The organism is Phytopseudomonas punonensis (assembly GCF_900142655.1).
Classification (GTDB): Bacteria; Pseudomonadota; Gammaproteobacteria; order Pseudomonadales; family Pseudomonadaceae; genus Aquipseudomonas; species Aquipseudomonas punonensis.
The window spans coordinates 1-18795 of sequence record NZ_FRBQ01000002.1 but is presented as its reverse complement, the minus strand read 5'-3'; the positions used below and the strand labels follow the sequence as shown (position 1 = coordinate 18795).

Annotated in this window: 11 protein-coding genes and 1 pseudogene; 8 read left to right on the top strand and 4 right to left on the bottom strand. The window is 61.3% G+C overall.

The annotated features are described in order from the left end of the window. Window positions 1-68: 68 nt before the first annotated feature. The 4 genes and pseudogenes from BUC40_RS06730 to BUC40_RS06715 all read left to right on the top strand — a co-directional run bounded on the left by BUC40_RS06730 (window position 69) and on the right by BUC40_RS06715 (window position 4054). The gene (locus BUC40_RS06730) at window positions 69-524 is read left to right on the top strand and encodes a tripartite tricarboxylate transporter TctB family protein (protein ID WP_073263960.1); all 456 of its coding nucleotides are present in this window, start codon (window positions 69-71) and stop codon (window positions 522-524) included. Between the two features lie 3 nt (window positions 525-527). Then, window positions 528-2042 carry a tripartite tricarboxylate transporter permease gene (locus BUC40_RS06725; protein ID WP_073263958.1) on the top strand — a complete coding sequence of 505 codons (1515 nt, stop codon included), beginning with the start codon at window positions 528-530 and terminating at the stop codon, window positions 2040-2042. Beyond that, window positions 2035-3089 (top strand): annotated as a pseudogene (locus BUC40_RS06720) (AbrB family transcriptional regulator). The gene BUC40_RS06725 and the pseudogene BUC40_RS06720 overlap by 8 nt, the downstream one beginning before the upstream one ends. A 110-nt stretch (window positions 3090-3199) precedes the next feature. Continuing rightward, the gene (locus tag BUC40_RS06715; protein WP_073263956.1) at window positions 3200-4054 is read left to right on the top strand and encodes a DUF6279 family lipoprotein; all 855 of its coding nucleotides are present in this window, start codon (window positions 3200-3202) and stop codon (window positions 4052-4054) included. Here BUC40_RS06715 and ung read toward each other — a convergent pair whose 3' ends face one another. Then, window positions 4055-4753, bottom strand: a complete 699-nt coding sequence (gene ung, locus BUC40_RS06710) for a uracil-DNA glycosylase (protein ID WP_073263953.1) — start codon at window positions 4751-4753, stop codon at window positions 4055-4057. A 190-nt stretch (window positions 4754-4943) separates the two neighbouring features. On the opposite strand from ung, the gene BUC40_RS06705 reads away from it, so the two are divergent. From BUC40_RS06705 to BUC40_RS06695, 3 genes are read left to right on the top strand one after another with little or no spacing between them, the layout of a single operon-like run. Continuing rightward, window positions 4944-6191 (top strand): ABC transporter substrate-binding protein, encoded by a 1248-nt coding sequence (locus tag BUC40_RS06705; protein WP_073263951.1) that lies wholly within the window; start codon window positions 4944-4946, stop codon window positions 6189-6191. Window positions 6192-6218: 27 nt separating this feature from the next. Continuing rightward, window positions 6219-7037 carry an enoyl-CoA hydratase gene (locus BUC40_RS06700; protein ID WP_073263949.1) on the top strand — a complete coding sequence of 273 codons (819 nt, stop codon included), beginning with the start codon at window positions 6219-6221 and terminating at the stop codon, window positions 7035-7037. Window positions 7038-7068: 31 nt separating this feature from the next. After that, the gene (locus tag BUC40_RS06695; RefSeq protein ID WP_073263948.1) at window positions 7069-8169 is read left to right on the top strand and encodes an enoyl-CoA hydratase/isomerase family protein; all 1101 of its coding nucleotides are present in this window, start codon (window positions 7069-7071) and stop codon (window positions 8167-8169) included. Between the two features lie 4 nt (window positions 8170-8173). Here the strand turns inward: BUC40_RS06695 and BUC40_RS06690 are convergent, their stop codons facing one another. From BUC40_RS06690 to BUC40_RS06680, 3 genes are read right to left on the bottom strand one after another with little or no spacing between them, the layout of a single operon-like run. Then, entirely contained in the window at window positions 8174-9478 is a 1305-nt protein-coding gene (locus BUC40_RS06690; RefSeq protein WP_139272148.1) for an HlyD family type I secretion periplasmic adaptor subunit, read from the bottom strand. 58 nt (window positions 9479-9536) lie between these two features. Continuing rightward, window positions 9537-11693 (bottom strand): type I secretion system permease/ATPase, encoded by a 2157-nt coding sequence (locus BUC40_RS06685; protein ID WP_073263944.1) that lies wholly within the window; start codon window positions 11691-11693, stop codon window positions 9537-9539. Between the two features lie 32 nt (window positions 11694-11725). Beyond that, the gene (locus tag BUC40_RS06680) at window positions 11726-13072 is read right to left on the bottom strand and encodes a TolC family outer membrane protein (RefSeq protein WP_073263942.1); all 1347 of its coding nucleotides are present in this window, start codon (window positions 13070-13072) and stop codon (window positions 11726-11728) included. 311 nt (window positions 13073-13383) lie between these two features. Here BUC40_RS06680 and BUC40_RS06675 point away from each other — a divergent pair. Continuing rightward, window positions 13384-18795 (top strand): retention module-containing protein (locus tag BUC40_RS06675; protein WP_073263940.1); only part of this gene is annotated, 5412 nt, incomplete at its 3' end.

The following is an 18795-nucleotide window of genomic DNA, read 5'->3' as shown; positions in this document are numbered from 1 at the left end:
TGCATAGTTCATCCTCCGGGCGCCGCCTGGAGGATGCCTTCGCCATGAACGAACGAGGACGTCCTCAAATGTCACAACGCATTTTCGGCGCTGTGCTGCTGCTGGCCTGTGCAGGGCTGGGCATCGTTGCCTGGGGCTACCACGCGCCCTTCTCCTATGAACCGGTGGGCCCACGCGCCTACCCGATGCTGCTGCTGATCCTCATGGGTCTGGGCGCGATTTACCTACTGGTCAAACCGGCCCGCCCTGGTGAGCCCAGCGACGAGCCGCCTCTGGACAAGCACGTGATCCGCAAAGTAGCGGGCTGCGTGGTGATCTTCACCCTGTATGCGACGCTGTTCGAACCCCTGGGTTTTATTCCCGCCAGCGTGCTCTTCGGTGTCGCCATGGCGCGCCTGTACGAAGGCACCTGGAAGACCAGTTTGATCTCTGGCGTGTTGCTGGCCATCGGTCTTTACCTGCTGTTCGACAAAGCCCTCGATGTCCCGCTGCCGCTCGGCATCCTGTCCTCTCTGGAGATCTGATCCGTGGATACTTTTAGCTACCTGGGTCAGGGCTTTGGCGTAGCGCTGAGCCCTTACAACCTGCTTACAGCGCTGTGCGGCACCCTGATCGGTACCGTCGTCGGCCTGCTGCCGGGCCTTGGCCCGATCAACGGCGTGGCGCTGCTGATTCCGATCGCCTTCGCCCTCGGCCTGCCACCGGAAACCGCACTGATCCTGCTTGCGGCGGTGTACCTGGGCTGTGAATACGGCGGTCGTATTTCGTCCATCCTGCTGAACATCCCGGGCGAAGCCTCGGCCGTGATGACCACCCTAGACGGCTACCCGCTGGCACGTCAGGGCAAGGCCGGCGTGGCTCTGTCGATCTCGGCCTGGAGCTCATTCGTCGGCGGCCTGATAGCCACTTGTGGCGTGGTGATCTTCGCACCGCTGCTGGCCAAGTGGGCGGTGGCCTTCGGCCCGGCCGAATACTTCGTACTGATGGTGTTCGCAATCGTCTGCCTGGCGGGCATGGCCGGCAATAAACCAATGAAGACCGCCATTGCGGCCTGTATTGGCTTGTTCCTGTCGTGTGTCGGTATCGACTCCAACAGCGGCGTATACCGCTTCACCTTCGGCAGCCTCGGTCTGGCCGACGGCATTCAGTTCGTGGTGCTGGTACTGGGCCTGTTCTCGGTCAGCGAGATTCTCGTACTGCTTGAGCGCACCCACCACGGCCAGAAGGCCCTGGATGCCAGCGGCCGCATGCTGTTCAATGCAAAGGAAGGTATGTCGGTGCTCGCTACCAACCTGCGCAGCGGCGTCACGGGCTTCGCGATGGGCGTTCTACCAGGCGCCGGCGCGACCCTGGCCAGTGCCGTGTCCTATATGGCTGAGAAACGCCTGGCCGTTAAGGATAACAAGTTCGGCGAGGGCGACCTGCGCGGCCTGGCCGCCCCGGAAACCGCCAACAGCGCTGCGGCCTGCGGCTCCATGGTACCGATGCTAACCCTGGGCGTTCCCGGCTCAGGCACCACCGCGGTGATGCTCGGCGCCTTGACGCTTTATAACATCACGCCCGGCCCGCTGCTGTTCCGCGACCAACCGGATATCGTCTGGGGCCTGATCGCTTCGCTGTTCGTGGCCAACATCATGTTGATCATCATCAACGTGCCGATGATCAAGGTGTTCACCAAGATCCTTGCCGTACCGTACTGGGCATTGGTGCCAGCCATTGCCATCATCACGTCGATCGGCGTCTACGCGGTGCACGCCACAGCGTTCGATCTATACCTGATGATCGGCATCGGCGTCGCGGGCTACATCCTTCGCAAGATGGACTTTCCGCTGTCAGCAGTCCTGCTGGGGTTCATTCTCGGCGGCATGATGGAGCAGAACCTGCGCCGTGCACTGTCGATCTCCAACGGTGAGCTGGGCATCCTCTTCGCCAGCCCGATCACCTGGGGCGTATGGGCACTGATCGTGGTAATGATCGCCCTGCCGTTCTACCGCACCTGGCGCAAGCGCAGCCAGCGCAAGGCCGACGCGGCCAATGCCTGATAGCGGCAACCCGCACTGCAATCCCAAGCACCTGCGCAACTGGTGGCTCACGCCACTGGTTGGCGCAGTCGGTGGTTACCTGGCCAGCCTTATCGGTTGGCCTTTGCCTTGGGTCATCGGCTCACTGCTGGCAGTCATTCTGCTGCGCTGCAGCGGCGTGCTCAGCCAGGAAATGCCAGGCGGCCGCCAGGTCGGCCAATGGCTGGTCGCCGTCGGTATCGGCCTGCACTTCACCAGTGAGGTGCTCGAGCAAGTGCTCGGTAACCTGACAATCATTTTGCTTGGCGCCTTCGCCACCCTCGCACTCAGCGCTATCGGCATTGCCGGCCTGCGCCGCTCCGGTGTGGATCGCGCCACGGCGTTCTTCGCCAGCATGCCGGGCGGAGCCAGCGAGATGGTCAATCTGTCCCGTCGCCACGGTGCGCAACCAGCACGCATCGCCGCAGCGCACAGCGTGCGCCTGCTGATGGTCATCCTGCTGATTCCGGCACTGTTCACCTGGGGCCTGCCACCGGTCGAACCCGCTCTACCCATGCCGGTAGACTGGTTCTGGCTGGCGATCCTGCTGCCAGCAGGCGCCCTGCTGGCTCTGCTATGGCGTCGACTCGGGCAGCCCAACCCATGGATGCTCGGCCCGTTGACTCTGTGCGCCGCAGCCAGCGTGACGTTCGATCTGCATATCGGCATGCCCGGCTGGCTCGGTCAGGCAGGCCAATGGCTGATCGGTTGCGCGCTGGGCTGTCATTTCGACCGAGCGTTCTTTCGCAGCGCACCGGGCTTTCTGGCGCGCGTGGTGCTATTCACCTTGCTGGCCATGGTCACAACGGTTGGCCTGGGCTCAGCTATCGGCTGGCTGAGCGGTATAGACTCGGTTTCGCTGATGCTCGGCATGATGCCAGGCGGCATCACCGAACTGTGCCTTACAGCAGAAGCGCTGCAGCTGTCGGTGGCGCTGGTAACGGCGCTACGGCGTTGCGTCTGTTTCTGGTGATGTTCCTCGCCGAGCCCATGTTCAGGCTATGGCAGCGGCACTCGCCGCTGCCTTGAGCTTTCTAGCCCGGCTCCACGCCGGGCTTTTTTTAGCGGATATGTCCAGACGGCTGCTGTCGACATGGCTGGCGTACTCTCTCCCGGCGCGCGTACCAAAAGGAGTCGACATGTCCGGTTATCTGAAAAGCCTGTGCCTGCTGCTATCACTCGGCCTGCTGGTCAGTGCCTGTAGCAAGGCCGGCCTGGCCTATCGCAACCTGGACTGGGTGATTTCCTGGCGGGTGAATCAGTACCTGGATCTCGATTCGCAGCAGAAGGCCTGGTTCAAGCCCAAACTGCAGGAGCACCTAACCTGGCACTGCAGCACTGAGTTACCGAAGTATGTGGATTGGCTGCAGCGCACTAGGGACCTGGTCCAGCAGCCTGCACCGGATGTCAGTCAACTGGAGGCCCAGATGATCGAGGCCGAGCAGGCCTTCCACGCTGTCGTGCAGGAAACCAATCCCACGGCAGTCACGCTGCTCGCTGATCTACGCCCTGAACAGGTCGAGCAGCTCTATGCACGGATGGAAAAAGATAACCGCGAAGACCGCCAGAAACTTCTCGAACCGCCCTTGGAGAAGCAGATCAGCGAACGCGCCGAACGCCTGGAAAAACGCCTGAACCCCTGGTTCGGCAGCCTCAACGAAACACAGAAAGAGCGCGTAGCCAAATGGGCCAGCGAACGCCGCGATCAGAACCGTCTGTGGCTGGAAAACCGCGCGCGCTGGCAGGGAGAGTTTCGCCGCGTGCTGGATCAGCGTGACGCGGCAGACTTCGCGCCACGCATGACTCACGTACTGGAAAACCGCCGCGGTGCCCATGACGAGCAGGCAACCCAGGCCTACGAACAGTCACGCCAGGCGATGGCAGCGCTGCTCAGCGATCTGCTCGCAGCGGCAGACGACAAACAACGCAAGCAGGTGAACGAGCGGCTGGCGTCCATGCAAACCGATCTGGCCGGGCAAATCTGTAACGGCTGATCAGCCCTGAACCGGCGGCAAACGCCAGTCGATTGGGGCCAGCCCATGCTGCTCAAGAAACTTGTTGGTGCGGCTGAAGTGACCGTTCCCGATAAAACCGCGATGCGCTGACAACGGCGATGGATGCGGCGAGCGCAGCACCAGATGTTTGCTGGTATCGATCAAGCGCTCCTTGCTCTGCGCATGGGCGCCCCAGAGTAGAAACACAAGATGCGGGCGCTGCTCGCTGACCACCGAAATGATCCGGTCGGTAAACGGCTGCCAGCCTTTGGCAGCATGCGAGCCCGCATTGGCGCGCTCGACCGTCAGCGAAGTGTTGAGCAGCAACACACCCTGCTCGGCCCAGGACTGCAGATAGCCGTGGTTGGGAATATCAATATTGAGGTCGCGTTTGAGCTCTTTATAGATGTTCACCAGCGAAGGCGGCGTGGCCACACCCGGCTGCACCGAGAAACACAGTCCATGGGCCTGGCCCGGACCGTGGTAAGGATCCTGACCGATGATCACCACCTTGACCTGATCCAGCGGCGTGGAATCCAGGGCGTTGAAGATCAGCGGGCCCGGTGGATAGATTTCCTTACCCGCCGCCTTTTCCTGACGCAGAAAGTCGCCCAGGGCACTCATGTAGGGCTTGTCGAATTCCTCATGAAGCGCCTGTTTCCAGCCGGCTTCCAGCTTGACCTTATCTGCGGCAGACATGCCTACTCCCGGTAATCAGTAGAGTCGGCACGCTAGAGAAGCATCTAGGTCAAGTCAAGGCGACGGCAAACCGCAAACACGTGAAGTGGTTGGCAAGCGCGATTTCTTAGACCAAAAGCGAATCACACGGAACGCCGATAAAAGCGTAAAAAGGAGCGGTCAACACCATAATAAAAACAAGGACTGCATCATGAAGCGACTCCTCGCGTTTCTGGCCCTGTGCACGGCGGCCAGCGCCTGTGTTCAGGCTGCCGACCCCATCACCCTCGGCCTCAGCTACCCGCGTACCGGCAGTTACAAAGAAGAAGGCCTGGCGCAAATGCGCGGCGCCCTGCTCGCCATCGACGAAATCAACGCCCAGGGCGGAGTTCTGGGCCGCAGCCTGCGCCTGTCCAGCCTGGACGACGCCTCGAAGCCGGACAAAGCGGTGCGCAACGTCGACAAACTGGCCAAGGAAGGTGCGGCGATGCTGTTCGGCGGCGCCTCCAGTGCAGTCGCCATCGCTGCCGGCAAGCGCGCGGCGCAACAAGGCCTGCTGTACTTCGGCACCCTCACCTACTCCAACGACACCACCGGCAAGGATGGCCACCGATACATGTTCCGCGAGTGCAACAACGCCTGGATGAGCGCCAAAGTGCTGGGCCAGTACCTCAATAAGCAGCTGCCCGATAAACGCTATTTCTACGTCACGGCCGACTACACCTGGGGCCATACCACCGAAAGCTCGCTACGCCAGACCACCAGCACGCAGGACCCCGCCCAGCATCCCGGCCTCAAGGTGCCATTCCCCGGCGCCGGCCTGGCGGACTACCAGAACGCGCTGACCCAGGCCGCCGCCAGCAATGCTGAAGTCCTGGCGCTGGTGCTGTTCGGTGAAGACCTGGTGCGGGCCATGCGCATCGCCAAGGACATGGGCCTTACCTCGCGCATGCAGATCGTCGCGCCGAACCTCACCCAGAGCATCGTCGAACAGGCCGGGCCGGGCCTGATGGAGGGCGTGGTCGGCACCGAACCCTGGACGTGGCGCGTACCGGAGCTGGAAAACTCAGCGCCCGGCAAAGCCTTCGTCAAGGCCTACAGCGAACGCTACGCCATGTACCCGTCCAGCTCGGCTGCATCGGCCTACAGCATCGTTCAGCAATGGGCGGATGCGGCCAAGCGTGCCGGCAGCTTGGACAGCGAGGCGCTGATCAAGGCCCTGGAAGGCCACAGCTACACGCTGCTCAAAGATCGCCAGCAATGGCGCAGCTTCGACCACCAGAACATCCAGACCGTGTACGCGGTGAAAGTGAAACCTCGCGCCGAGGTACTCAAAGACCCGCTCAAGCAGGATTACTTCGAAATCGTCGAGCGTCTGGATGGCGGCACCGGGCTGCCCGATCTGGCCACCTGGCAGACCGAACGGCGTAACGCCGGCCAGCCTTTGGCGCTACAGTAAAGACAACACCGCTGAAGAGGACGCCCCATGAGTACGGCACTTGAACCCTACAAACCGGGTATCTTCGACCTGACCCACAAGCTCACTGTGGAAAAGCATGGCCACACCGCACTGCTCACCATCAACAACCCGCCCGCCAATACCTGGGACCGAGAATCGCTGATCGGTCTCAAGCAGCTGATCGACCACCTGGACCGCGATGATGACATCTACGCGCTGGTCATCACCGGCCAGGGTGGCAAATTCTTCTCGGCCGGCGCCGACCTGAAACTGTTCGCCGACGGCGACAAGGCCCGCGCTCGGGAAATGGCCAGCCGCTTCGGCGAAGCCTTCGAGCGGCTCAGCGCCTTCCGCGGCGTTTCCATCGCTGCAATCAACGGCTACGCCATGGGCGGCGGCCTAGAGTGCGCCCTGGCCTGTGACATCCGCATTGCCGAACGCCAGGCCATGATGGCCCTGCCCGAAGCCAGCGTGGGCCTGTTGCCCTGCGCGGGCGGTACCCAGAACCTGCCCTGGCTGGTGGGTGAAGGCTGGGCTAAAAGGATGATTCTGTGTGGCGAACGGATCGATGCCGACACAGCACTGCGCATCGGCCTGGTGGAACAGGTCGTGGATACCGGCGAAGCACGTGGCCACGCGCTGCTGTTGGCCTCCAAAGTCGCCAATCAGAGCCCGGTAGCAGTACGCGCCATCAAGCCGCTGATCCAAGGCGCGCGCGAAAGAGCGCCGGCCACCTGGCTGCCTGCCGAGCGCGAGCGTTTCGTCGACCTGTTCGACGCCGCTGATACGCGCGAAGGGGTCAATGCCTTCCTAGAAAAACGTACGGCCAACTGGCGCAACCAGTGATTCTCAACGGCAACTGCCTCTGGAACTGCACATGAATGTCACCTTTGAAGAACGGGCCAGCCTGCACGGCTATCGCATAGGCATTGCCAGCCTGGACGCGCCGGCGAGTCTCAACGCCCTGTCGCTGCCGATGATCGATGCCCTGCAGGATCGCCTGCAGGCCTGGGCCGAAAACGCCGATATCGCCTGCGTGCTGCTGCGCGGCAACGGCAGCAAGGCGTTCTGCGCGGGCGGCGACGTGGTGCAACTGGCCAAGAAATGTCTGGCCAGCCCTGGCGACGCACCTGAGCTTGCCGAACGTTTTTTCGCCCGCGAATACCGCCTCGATCACTACCTGCACACCTACCCGAAACCACTGATCTGCTGGGCGCATGGTCACGTGCTGGGCGGTGGTATGGGGCTGCTGCAGGGCGCCGGGATTCGCATCGTCACACCGAGCAGCCGTCTCGCCATGCCGGAGATCAGCATTGGCCTGTTTCCGGATGTCGGCGGCAGCCACTTTCTGTCCCGCCTGCCTGGCAAGCTAGGCCTGTTCTTCGGGCTCACCGCCAGCCCCATGAACGCCCGCGACGCCCTCGACCTGAACCTGGCAGACCGCTTTCTCCTCGACTCCCAACAAGACGCCTTGATCGAAGGGCTGGTGCAACTGAACTGGCGCGACCAGCCGGATCTGCAGCTGCATAGCCTGCTCAAGGCGCTGGAACAGCAGGCTCATTACGAACTGCCGGCCGCACAATGGCTGCCGCGTCGTGAGCGCATCGATGCGCTGCTCGACCAGGCCACCCTGCCGCTGAGCTGGAATGCCCTGGCCAGCCTGGAAAATGACGATGACGCCCTGCTGGCCAAAGCCGCCAAAACCTTGCTGGGAGGGAGCCCGCTGACGGGCCATCTTGTATGCGAGCAGATCAGGCGCGCACGGCACCTATCATTGGCCCAGGTGTTTCAGATGGAGTACGGCATGAGCCTGAGCTGCTGCCGCCATCCGGAATTCGCGGAAGGCGTGCGCGCCCGCCTGATCGACAAGGATCACGCGCCACGTTGGCATTGGCCGGATGTGGCCAGCGTACCGGCCGAAGTGATCGCCGCGCACTTCACGACGCTAAGCGATCACCCTCTGGCAGATCTGGCTTGATCGATCAGCGCTCGCGCAAGGCTTCGGCGCGGGCGCGGATTATCGGTTTGAGCAGGTAACTGAGCACGCTCTTCTTGCCGGTGATGATGTCCACCGACGTCACCATGCCCGGAATGATCAACAGCGGATGTTCCTCGCTGCCAAGGTGGCTTTTCTCGGTGCGCAGCTTGATCAGGTAAAAGCTGTTGCCTTCTTCGTCAGTCACGGTGTCCGCACCGATCTGCTCCAGCTTGGCCTTCAGGCCACCGTAAATGGTGTAGTCATAGGCGGTGAACTTGACCACGGCTTCCTGCCCGGGGTGCAGGAAGGCGATGTCCTGCGGGCGGATGCGCGCCTCGACCAGCAGGGTATCGTCGATGGGCACGATCTCGATCATATCGCTGCCTGGCTGAATCACCCCGCCGATGGTATTGACCAGCAATTGCTTGACGATACCCCGAACAGGCGAAGTGACCAGCGTACGATTGACGCGGTCTTCGAGCGCCTTGCCGGTGGATTCGATCTTGCTCAGGTCGGTGCGCACCTCGTTGAGCTGAGTCAGCGCCTCGCTGCGAAAACGCCCACGGGTCTCGTCGATCTTGCGTTCCACTTCCTTGATCGCTGCCTCGGCACGCGGGATGGCCAGGCCGGTCGCCTCCAACTGACCGCGGGCCTCCACCTCGGCACGCTTGAGGCGCAGCACCTCGACCGGAGACACCGCGCCCTCAGCCACCAACGGCTCGGACATGCGAATCTCCTGACGCAGTAACTCCAGGCTGTTGCGGAACTGGCCCTGCTTGGACGCGTATTCGCGTACTTCCTGACGGCGCTGGGTCAATTGTTCCTGCAACCCGGCGATCTCGTCCTGCAGCTGCTGCTGGCGGCTGAGGAACAGCGCCTTTTCGCTTTGCGCCAGGCCTGGCGCCTTGGCGGCGATATCCTCGGGAATCGCCAGCTCGCGCCCTTCGACCTCGGCGCTCAGCCGCTCGACACGCATGGCCAGGGATAGCCGGTCAGCCTCGGTCTCACCCACGTTCGATGCAAAGCGTGTGTCGTCCAGGCGCAGTAACGGCGTGCCCGCCTCGACCACCTGCCCTTCGTGGACGAACAGTTCGGAAACGATCCCGCCTTCCAGGTTCTGGATTTTCTGCACCCGTGACGACGGGATGGCCTTGCCGTCACCGCGGGTCACTTCATCGACCTCGGCGAAGTTGGCCCACAGCAAGCAGAACAACACGAACGCAATGATGCCCCAGAGCGTGAGGCGCATGACCCGCGGCGCATCCTCGATGAGCGCCTTGCGCACCTCGGGCAACGGCTCGTCGCCCACTTCATCACGGGGGCCGAAATACGAGGCGGCAGCGCGGTAAAAGCGCTGGAAGAAGTGCTTAACTGACACTGATCTGCCCCTTCTTCAACGCCTCCATGACGCTCTCCTTCGGTCCGTCGGCGATGATGCGGCCACGGTCGACGATGACCAGGCGATCGACCAGCGTGAGCATCGAAGCACGGTGTGTGACCAACAGCAGCGTCTTGTTCTTGCTGATGGCGGCGAGTCGCTGTTTAAGGCGCTCTTCGCCGGTGTTGTCCATCGCGCTGGTGGGCTCGTCGAGCAACAGGATCGGCGGATCCAGCAACAAGGCGCGGGCCAGTGCCACGTTCTGCCGTTGGCCGCCAGACAGGTTCTGCCCACGCTCGCCCACCTGCAGCTCATAGCCGTTAGGATGCAGCCGCGCGAACTCGTGTACGCCGGCCAGCTCGGCGGCTTGCAGCACCAGCTCGTCCTCGACATAGCGCGCGCCGGATACCAGGTTGTCACGCAGGGTGCCGGCGAATAGCTGGATATCCTGGGGCACATAGCCGATGTTGTAACGCACGTCACTGACATCCAGCTGACGAACATCGATACCGTCGACTAGAAGGCTGCCTGCGTCAGCCTGGTAGAGGCCGACGATCAGCTTGGCCAGCGAACTCTTGCCAGAACCGCTACGGCCGATGATGCCGACCTTTTCCCCTGGCCGAATCACCAGACTGATAGCTTGCAGCGCAGCTTGCTGCTGCTCGGGATAGTGGAAATCCAGCTGGCGAAACTCGATGCCACCCTGCAGCGTCTGGCGCTTGAGGGGACGCTCGTCAGCCTGACGCTCCTGGGGCAACTCCATCATGTGGTTGACCGAATCCAGCGTCACACGCGCCTGCTGATAACGGATCAGCAGACCGGACACCTGAGCCAACGGGCCGAGCGCGCGCGAACTGAGCATGTAGCAGGCAATCAGGCCGCCCATGCTCAGGTTGCCGGCAATGATCTGGTACACGCCCAGCACGATGATCACCACACCGGCGAGTTGCTGCAGCAACAAGGTCGAGTTCATCGCCAGGCTCGACAGCATGCGCGCCTTGAGCTCGAAGCGGCCCAGGGTGCCGATGGTCTGTTCCCAGATGTACTGCCGCTCGCTTTCCGCGTTATTGACCTTCACGGCATCCAGACCGGCCAGGCTTTCGATCAGCCCGGATTGACGCTCGGCCGCCAGGGCCATACTGCGCTCCATGGTCTCGGCCAGCGGTTTTTGCAGCGCCCAGCCGATCAGCGCGACCAGCGGGAAGGCAAGGATGGGAATCCACACCAGGTGCCCACCCAGATAAGCGATCACCGCCAGAATCAGGATGGTAAACGGCAGGTCGATGACGCTGGCCAACGTCAGCGAGGCGAGGAAATCGCGCAGGCTCTGAAACTCGTGGATGTTCTGCGCGAAGCTGCCGACGCGTGCTGGGCGGTGCTTCATCGCCATGCCGATAATGCGCTCGAACAAGGTGGCCGATACGATCATGTCGGTCTTCTTGCCGGCAAGATCCAGACACAAGCCACGTAATGTCTTGAGCAACAGGTCGAAGATGAACACCCCGCATATGCCGACTGCCAGCACCCACAGTGTCGCCTCGGCCTGGTTGGGCACGACGCGGTCATAGACGTTCATCACGAACAATGGCGTAACCAGGCCGATCAGGTTGATCAGCAGACTGGCCGCGACAGCGTCGATATACAGCCAGCGCGAGCGCATGAGGGTGTCACGGAACCAAGAGCCGGCCTGGGGAATCAGCTCGCCACGGGTGAAATCGAACTTGTGCTGAGGCTGGGCGAAGAACACCCGACCACTGTAGTCCTCGGCCAGGGTCTCGATGCTGACGCGTACTTCGCCGCCTTCGGTTTCACTGGGCATGATCCGCGCCTGCCCATCGGCCTCCCAGGCGAGCAGCAAGGCGCTGCGCCCATCGCGCAAAAGCAGCAGCGCGGGCAAAGCCAGTTCAGGAATTTTCTCGAGGTTGCGGCGCAACCAGCGCCCCTGCAGCCCGGCACGGGCAGCGGCGCGCGGTAGCAATTCAGCGCTCAGGCGCTGTTTGGGCAGCGGCAACCCGGCGGTGAGCATGGCTCGGCTGACGGATTTCTGATGGAGACTGCACAACGACAGCAGACTATCCAGCAAGGGATCGTCGTAACGGTCGCGAGGATCGTTACGAGGCTGGGACGGATCAGGTTCTACTGCCACTGCACATTTACCCTTACCTAAAAAACCGAACTCTAGTTCAAGTTGGGCAGTTGCACATTAGTCTTCACCGTATCGAGCGGAACCGACGCCATCGGCGCCGCGATTCCCTGGCTCTTGAGCAGCGTGCCGGTGGTCGCCTTAATACGGTAATGGGTGAACAGCTCAGTGAAGCGCACTTCCTGCAGACGGCGTGCAGCGGTGAAGTACTCGTTTTCGCTGTCTAGCAGATCCAGCAGGGTGCGCTCGCCCAAGCCGAACTGCTTCTGGTAGGAGTCACGCACACGGGAGCTGTGGTCGACGTACTGCTGGGCGATCGGCAATTGCGCGCGGGCATTCTGCAGCGCGTTCCAGGCCAGGCCGACCTCTTCGTTGAGCACGCGCAGTGCATTGTTGCGAATATCCATGGCCTGGCTGCTTTGGTACGCCCTGGAGCGCACGTTGGCGCTGTCGCTGCCACCGGCATACAGGTTGTAACGCATGCGCACCATCGCCTGCCATTCCTTGTTCTCGCCTTCCACACCGTCAACGTTGTCGTTCAGACCTGTGGACAACTCCGCATCGAAGCGCGGGTAATAGGCGCTTTTCGCTGCGGCGTACTGCGCTTCGGTCGCCTTGACGTCGGCCTCGGCCGAACTGATGTTGGGGTTGTTGGCCAGCAGCTCGTCACGTGCGGCGGTCAGGCTTTCGGGCAGGTGCACACCCATGCTGTCGGGCATGCTCAGGTCAACGGGCTCGCTACCTACAACACTCAGGTAGGTGACCTGAGCATCCGCCAAATTGGTTTGTTCGGTGAGCAGGTTATTGCGGGCCTGGGCAAGGCGCGCCTCGGCTTGATCGAGGTCGGCCATGCGCCCCACCCCGCGCTCGCTGCGCAGGGAAATCTGGTCGTAGATACGTTCGTGGCTGCGCAGGTTTTCTTCCGCCAAGCGCGCCAGTTCCTGACGCTGCAGAACATCGAGGTACGCCTGAACCACCTGCAGGGCAGTGCGCTCGGTATTGGCCAGCAGCGCATAAGCGCGCGCGTTGACGGTGGCGCGCTGACGGGCAACTTCGTTGCTCGTGGCAAAGCCATCGAACAGCATCTGCTGAACGGTCAGGCTGGACTCGGAGCGGTTCAGTGTCCGGTAGCCCTGATCATTGGCACTGCGCGTGCTGTTGTTCTCGGTGCCTTCACGACCATAACCGGCTCGCACATCGACGCGCGGCAGGTAGCCCCCCCTCGCCGCCTTCATATCTTCCTCCACGGCCAGCCGCGCGTTGATGCCGGACTGGATTTCAGGATGCACGGCGAGCGCATTCTGCATGGCCTCGCTAAGCGTCTGAGCCTGAGCTGAAACAGAAATCGCGAGGGCAAGAGGAAGAGCGGCAATGAAACGCATGGTCGGTAAATTCCCTGTAAAAGCCGATATGTTTATCGCTATATATCAAGTCGCTGCGCAGCCGGCCGAAGACTATCATTGCCACCTGAACTTCAGTGACTCACGGAAGACAAAAGACCTGAAAATATCAAAGTGACATCAACGGGTGCGATTGTTTATGATCGGACCCGAAGGGTCAATAGTCTGGCGAATATGGAGCATCAATAAAATTAACGCCAGATAAATGACGTCAATTTTTCATCAGCATCCGCTATAAACCTGTATAGACGCATTTCATACGATTCACCTCGCGCCCGCGCATGGAGCTGTTTATGAGCAATTTCGCCGCCGTCATCAAATCATTGATTGGCCAAGTATTCGTCACTTCGGTTGACGGCTTGAGACGTCAGGTTTTTGAGGGTGATCGCATCTTTGCTGGCGAGCAGGTCACCACTGCCGACGGCGGCTCCGTGACTCTGGAGATGGCGAACGGCGAAACGGTGAAGCTCGGCGCGAACAGTTCCTGGCAGGCCGGCAATCCTGAGACGCAGGACGGTGCGGAAAGTACCGCACAAGCTCCTCTCAGTGAATTCGAGCAGGCATTGGCCGCAGGCCTTGACCCGACTATTGACCTTGAACCCACTGCGGCAGGCCCCGGCGCAGGTGGTGGCGGTGGCGCTGCAGGCGGCGGCCACAGCGCGATTATGCTCAGCGAGACGGCCCAGCGCGTCGACCCGACGATCGGTTTTCAGACAAGCGGCCTGGGCACCTCTGGTTTCAACCTGATCGAAGATAACGATCCGGCCATCTTTTCAACGGCAGACGCAGCCGGTGTGGGCGCAAACACGCCGGATACCACCGCGCCAGTTGTAACCGTCGGCATAGCCCCGATCACCAGTGACAACATCCTCAATAGCACCGAGCTCGGCGCGGCCACGGTCACTATCACCGGCACAGTGGGCGGCGAAGCAAAAGTCGGCGATGCGATCACTCTGAACCTGGGTGGCAATGCCTATAGCGGTACGGTTATCGCGCTGGGTAATGGAACGCTCGGCTTCAGCATCCCGGTTAGCAGCGCTGAACTCGGCAGTTTCAACAGCATCAGCGCAACGGTCAGCAGTGCGGACGCGGCAGGCAATGTCGGCACTGCCACGGCAAGCCGGCCGTATACCGTCGATACCACAGCGCCGGTAATCACTGTCGATGCTCCAGCTGTCACCAACGACACCACCCCAACCATCGTAGGTACGACCGATGCACCAGTTGGCAGCATCGTTACGCTGACCATCACGCAAGGTGCCAACACCTTTACCGTGACCACCCCGGTTCTGACTGGTGGTACCTACAGCGTCGAACTGACTCAACCACTGGCTGAAGGCCCTTACTCGGTCGACGCAAAAGTCACTGACCCGGCCGGGAACACCGGTTCGGCCAACGACACCGGTGCTATTGATACCACTGCACCAGTCATCACCGTCGATGCCCCGGCCATCACCAACGACACTACACCGACCATCGTCGGCACTACCGATGCGCCGGTTGGTAGCATCGTTACGCTGACCATCACGCAAGGTGCCAACACCTTTACCGTGACCACCCCGGTTCTGACTGGTGGTAACTACAGCGTCGAACTGACTCAGCCGCTTGCCGAAGGCTCGTACTCGGTCGATGCCAAAGTCACTGATCCCGCCGGCAACACCGGCTCGGCCAATGACACCGGTGCCATCGACACCACGGCTCCTGTCATCACCGTCGATGCCCCGGCCATCACCAACGACACGACGCCGACCATCGTCGGAACCACCAATGCTCCTGTCGGCAGCACGGTTACGCTGACCATCACGCAAGGTGCCAACACCTTTACCGTGACCACCCCGGTTCTGACTGGTGGTACCTACAGCGTCGAACTGACTCAGCCGCTGGCCGAAGGCCCGTACTCGGTCGACGCAAAAGTCACTGATCCTGCCGGCAATACCGGCTCGGCCAATGACACCGGTGCTATCGACACCACTGCACCAGTCATCACCGTCGATGCTCCGGCCATCACCAACGACACTACACCGACTATCGTCGGCACTACCGATGCGCCGGTAGGCAGTGTTGTGACGCTGACCATCACTCAGGGCGCTACCGTTCTGACCACCACGGCTATCGTGGTCGCTGGCGGCACTTACTCCGCGGATGTACCGGCTGGTCTGGCTGAAGGCCCGTACTCGGTCGACGCAAAAGTCACCGACCCGGCCGGCAACACCGGTTCGGCCAATGACACTGGTGCGATCGACACCACTGCACCGGTCATCACCGTCGATGCCCCAGCCGTCACCAACGACACCACCCCGACCATCACCGGTACGACCGATGCGCCGGTTGGCAGCATCGTTACGCTGACCATCACGCAGGGCACTACCACTCTGACCACCACGGCTACCGTGGTCGCCGGCGGCACTTATTCTGCTGATGTACCGGCTGGTTTGGCTGAAGGCCCGTACTCGGTTGACGCCAAAGTCACTGATCCTGCCGGCAACACCGGCTCGGCCAATGACACCGGCGCGATCGACACCACGGCTCCTGTCATCACCGTCGATGCCCCGGCAATCACCAACGACACTACACCGACCATCGTCGGGACTACCGATGCACCAGTTGGCAGCATCGTTACGCTGACTATTACCCAGGGCACGACCGTTCTGACCACCACGGCTACCGTGGTCGCCGGCGGCACTTATTCCGCTGATGTACCGGCTGGCCTGGCTGAAGGTCCGTACTCGGTCGACGCAAAAGTCACTGACCCAGCCGGCAACACCGGTTCGGCCAATGACACCGGCGCGATCGATACCACTGCATCAGTCATCACCGTCGATGCTCCGGCCATCACCAACGACACTACACCGACCATCACCGGTACGACCGATGCGCCGGTTGGCAGCATCGTTACGCTGACCATCACGCAGGGCACTACCACTCTGACCACCACGGCTACCGTGGTCGCCGGCGGCACTTATTCTGCTGATGTACCGGCTGGTTTGGCTGAAGGCCCGTACTCGGTTGACGCCAAAGTCACTGATCCTGCCGGCAACACCGGCTCGGCCAATGACACCGGCGCGATCGATACCACTGCACCTGTCATCACCGTCGATGCTCCGGCCGTCACCAACGACACCACGCCGACCATCGTCGGGACTACCGATGCGCCGGTTGGTAGCATCGTTACGCTGACTATTACTCAAGGTGCCAACACCTTTACCGTGACCACTCCGGTCCTGGCTGGCGGTACCTACAGCGTTGAGCTGACTCAACCACTGGCCGAAGGCCCGTACTCGGTCGATGCCAAAGTCACCGACCCGGCCGGCAACACCGGCTCGGCCAATGACATCGGCGCGATCGATACCACTGCTCCGACTCCAACCATTACCCTCGACGCCAACATCACTGCCGATGACGTGATCAACCTCGCTGAGTCCACTCAGCAGATTCCGGTCACCGGTACTGTCGGTGGCGACGCCAAGGTCGGTGACACCGTCACCCTGACCGTCAATGGCAAGACCTTCACAGGTCAGGTACAGGCCGACAATACCTTCAGCATCAAAGTCCCTGGCGCCGATCTGATAGCCGATACCGGCAAGACCATCAATGCCAGCATCAGCACCACTGATGCCGCGGGCAATATCGGCACTGCCACGGATAGCGAAGGCTACAGCGTCGACGTTACTGCCCCAACGCCAACCATCACCCTCGACTCCAACATCACTGCCGATGACGTGATCAACCTCGCTGAGTCCACTCAGCAGATTCCGGTCACCGGTACTGTCGGTGGCGATGCCAAGGTCGGTGACACCGTCACCCTGACCGTCAACGGTCAGGATTTCACCGGCTCGGTCGTTGCCAATCCCAACGGCACCTTGGGCTTCAGCATTAACGTCCCCGGTGCAGACTTGGTCGCCGACGCCGGCAAGACCATCAACGCCAGCATCAGCACCACCGATGCCGCCGGCAACATCGGCATTGGCACGGACACCGAAGGCTACGGCGTCGACATCACGCCACCCTCAGCGGCAATCGATATCGTCAAGATATCCGAGGATACCGGCACGCCTGGCGACTTCATTACACGCGACAGCACGTTGACCGTCAGCGGTACGGTCGGTGCTCTGGGCTCTGGTGAAAAAGCGCAGATCAGCGTGGACGGCGGCAATACCTGGACTGACCTGAACGTCAGCAACGGCACTTGGGATTACGCCGATGGCCGAACCCTGTCGCTGGGCGATCACACCTATCAGGTCCGGGTCGTCGATGCTGCGGGCAACCTAGGCGCCACGGACACCCAGAAAGTCACCGTCATAGCCAACCAGAACCCGGTTGCGGTCAATGACCCAGGCACTGCAGCTGGGCTTACCGGCCAGTATTACGCTTATCACGAAGGAGCGAATCTGGATGGCCCCAACCTGAGTTCCCTGGCGCAAGTGCGTGCCTTTATCGACGCCAACTCGCCTGATGCCGCCTTCGTGGCGAAGAACATCAATTACAGCCTGGGTGGTGGTGACCTTGGCGGTAACAACAACCTGCAAACTTTTCTGGGCTCTGACGCCGCATCGTTGAATGTAGACCCGGAGAACAGCAGCGACGCCATCATAAAACTGAGCGGCACTCTGCAGCTGCAGGCGGGAAGCTATCAGTTCCAGGTCAAAGCCGACGATGGATACAGCATCTCGATCGATGGCGTGATCGTCTCGAGGTTCGACGGTAACCAGTCACCAAGCACCAATAGTGGCTCGTTCACCATCAGTGAACCGGGCGCGCATACCATTGAAATCATCTACTGGGATCAAGGTGGTCAAGCCGCATTACAACCTACATTGAGTTTCGCTGGCGGCCCTTATCAGCCGCTAAGCAACTTCTCTCCAACCCAAGCCAATCCGGCGCTGGTCACTGGGCATGACAATGCGTTGACGATTTCCCAGTCAACACTGCTCGCCAACGACAGCGATGCAGACGGCGATACCCTGCGCATCATCGGCGTTGATAATCCGAAGCATGGCACCGTTACCCTGAACGACAACGGCTCCATTACTTTCACCCCGGCGAGCAATTACTACGGCCCTGCGTCCTTCAGCTACACGGTCAGTGATGGCAATGGAGGCACAAGCAAAGCAACGGTAACCGTGAATGTCACGGGCGACGCCACTCCGGGTATTGGCGCAGTCAGCAGCGCAGTGGACAGCGCAGGCGGCCAGGTGGATGAGGGCGACAATGCCGTCTTCACCGTCAATCTGACCAATGCCAGCATCACCAGCACCACCTTCAGCCTGACGCTAAATGCTGGCACCGCAAAAGCGGGCAGTGATTACAACGGCACGCTGACCAACCAGAGCTTCAGCAACGGTGTGACCTACAACGCCAGCACCGGCATGGTGACCGTACCGGCTGGCGTATCCAGCTTCACCGTTACGGTACCGACCATCAATGACACGGTCTCTGAGCCGACCGAAACCTTCAGCCTGACTGTTGGTGGGAAAAGCGGTACTGCCACGATCATCGACAACGATGGAGTGCCAACGGTCAGCGCTGTCAGTTCTGCAGTCGACGCCACCGGCGGCCAAGTCGATGAAGGTGACAACGCCGTCTTCACCGTCAACCTCACCAACGCGAGCGGCACGCCGACCACCTTTAGCCTTTCGCTGAATGCCGGTACTGCGACAGCGGGTAGCGACTACAACGGCACGCTGACTAACCAGAGCTTCAGCAAC